Consider the following 1,975-nt stretch of genomic DNA (forward strand, 5'->3'; position numbering starts at 1 on the left):
CAAGTGACGGCAATTACCCCAGAACCGGAGGGAGTCGCCGTAGAAGTGGAGATTTCGCCAGCAGATCGCCTAATTCCCAGTAATTCCCTCATCGAAGCCATTCAATCCGGTTTAGTGGGTGAAACCACGATCGATATTACTCCCCTGCAAGCTTTACCCGTCGGTGGTGTTAAAGAACCCCCTTTGAGTCCTAACTGTAATGGGGAGGTGATTATCTGTAACGGTTCCCGTTTACAAGGGCAATCGGCGCTAAATGTCAATACCCTGATCAGATCTTTACTGAGAATTTCTAATCTAGTTAGCGATCCCGATATGGTGGCCGGATTTCGTTCTTTTACCCAACGCGCTGCTAATGCCTTGGGGGGACTCGATCGCTTTAGTGGTGAGGCAACCACCGCTTTAAGCGAGGTTCGTCGCAGCGGTACTCTAGGTAAAGTTAATTCGGGGATGAGATCCCTAGAATCCTTACCCCAAGTATCCGGTTCTCTCGATCGCCTTTCTAGTGATCTTTCCGGTGTCGGGGGATTGAGTCAGGAAGCGACTACTTTACTGAGAAGTTTACAGGGAAGTGGCGGCCTGAGAAATTTAGACGCTACCCTAGTGGAGGCCCGAAAAACGCTGCTTTTGGTGGGAGAAACCACCGAAGAACTGCGGGTTTTTTTGGCAGCTAATCAAAATCGTTTAATTGCTACTCTCGATAGTATCAAAACTACTAGCGATCGCCTACAAACTACTCTCGCTGCTTTGGATCCGATCCTGACGGAAGTGCAGAAAAGCCAAATTATTGAGAATTTAAACACTATTTCGGCAAATGCTGTTAAATTAAGTGAAAATTTGGGCAACTTTACCGCCTATCTCTCCGATCCTGCCACTGTTGTCACCCTACAGCAACTCCTCGACTCCTCTCGCGCTGCTTTTGCCAATCTTCAGAAAATCACCTCGGATGTGGATGAAATTACCGGTAATCCGCAACTGCGACAGGAAATTATCCGTTTAATTCAAGGTTTAAGTCGTTTGGTGTCTTCTAGCGAACAACTACAGCAGGAATTCGCCCAAGGTCAAGCAATGACAAGAATGGCCGCCCAAATTGCGACAATAGCCCCAAATCCCGCCGCTAATACCCCAGAAAAAGACCCTAAGAAACCTGAATCTGAGTAGCAGAATTTGGGGTTAGGGGTTGGGAAAAAAAAGTCCGAGCATTTGTACTAAATTTTTCAAGACCCAGCTAGTGTGCCTAATTTTTTGTCATAGCTAAATGAGGAATTTCTTCACCATGTTGACGATAACTTTCTTTAACGCCTTCCCAAGCTACAATTAATTCATTGAGTGCTGTTTGGGGGCTATCAGCAAAAGCGGAAACGCTAGGCATTTCTACTAAGTATGCTATCCAATCTCTCTCCTCATCTTGGAAGATATTAATGCTAAAACCGTTAAAATCCTCGGTGGTTGGATTCATTTTCTTCCTCCTGTATTTTTAAAAATTGTTTAACTTGATAAGCTTTCGCTTCACCGTTTTTTGTCGGTTGAATAGATAGACGGACTCTCTTGGATGAATACCAAATGTGATGACTTCCTGTTTGATGGTCAAAAGTCCAACCACAAAGATTAAGCAAACTCTCAAATTCGCTAAAACGTAATCCTTGAGGCGAGTTTTTGGCCTTTTCTAGCAGTTTTTCTTTTTTTCCCATCGATCGATCACAACGAACTCAATCTATTTTAGCTTAAAGTTAAAAGAAGGAGATCGCATTTATACATCGCAGTCAGCCATCAGCTTGCAAGAGTTATCTCAAAAATGGCAATTAATTTGGCACGACTACTTACAATCGTTTTGAGATTAGGAGATAAATTTTCATCCAGCAAAAACCGAATTTTCATGCTTTTTGTAAATACTCCTGCTCCTTTTTAATTTTTGCTTTTCTTAAACGATCAATTAAAGGAGATGATGTTTCTAGCCACTGTTGATAATGTTGTTCCC

3 protein-coding genes are annotated in these 1,975 nt (G+C 43.1%); 1 reads left to right on the plus strand and 2 read right to left on the minus strand.

Annotated features, from left to right (window positions below; genetic code table 11):
- Positions 1-1,158: MCE family protein (locus PX484_RS13640; RefSeq protein WP_288104258.1), on the plus strand; the 1,158-nt coding region annotated here is incomplete at its 5' end.
- Between the two features lie 76 nt (positions 1,159-1,234).
- On the opposite strand, the gene PX484_RS13645 is transcribed toward PX484_RS13640, so the two are convergent.
- Positions 1,235-1,456, minus strand: coding sequence for a type II toxin-antitoxin system HicB family antitoxin (locus PX484_RS13645; protein ID WP_190723128.1), 222 nt, complete (start codon positions 1,454-1,456; stop codon positions 1,235-1,237).
- Positions 1,431-1,688, minus strand: coding sequence for a type II toxin-antitoxin system HicA family toxin (locus PX484_RS13650; RefSeq protein WP_194017201.1), 258 nt, complete (start codon positions 1,686-1,688; stop codon positions 1,431-1,433). The genes PX484_RS13645 and PX484_RS13650 overlap by 26 nt, the downstream gene beginning before the upstream one ends.
- Positions 1,689-1,975 lie beyond the last annotated feature (287 nt).

It is taken from the genome of Microcystis sp. M49636_WE2, from assembly GCF_030065375.1.
Lineage (GTDB): Bacteria > Cyanobacteriota > Cyanobacteriia > Cyanobacteriales > Microcystaceae > Microcystis > Microcystis aeruginosa_C.